This is a genomic window from Streptomyces sp. SID13726 (assembly GCF_010548375.1).
Classification (GTDB): Bacteria; Actinomycetota; Actinomycetes; order Streptomycetales; family Streptomycetaceae; genus Streptomyces.
Genome location: NZ_JAAGLY010000725.1, coordinates 1 through 402, shown reverse-complemented (window position 1 = coordinate 402; position 402 = coordinate 1). Strand labels below are relative to the sequence as shown.

General features: G+C 73.9%; 1 pseudogene. It reads right to left on the bottom strand.

The features are described from left to right. Window positions 1–402: pseudogene (locus G3I78_RS49975) on the bottom strand (hypothetical protein); the annotation flags it as partial.

Genomic DNA, 402 nt, shown 5'->3' with positions numbered 1-402 from the left:
GGCGTGGATGCCGCCTGCGGAGGAGGCGATGGCGACGACGGCGAAGCACAGGACGATCGCGACCCACCAGACGGCGGGGGGTACGACGACGTCGGTGCTGTTCTCGATGCGGGCCGCCTGGATCCGGCCCGAGACGGCGGCCGCGAGGGCGACGTCGAGGGCGAGCGCGACCCAGAGCACGGGCGACCGGCGCTCCCGCGTGAGGAGGTAGAGCACCATCCCGCCGGCGAAGAGCGGGGCGTCGGGCGCGACGAGGGCGGTCGCGACGAGGTCTGAGCCCGTCCGTGTCGCGATCTCTCCCGCGACGGGCCACAGCACGACGAACGCGATCACCCGCGCCCGGGTGAGGCCGACGGCGACGAGCACGCCGACGAGGACGTAGAACCGCAGCTCCGACCAGAG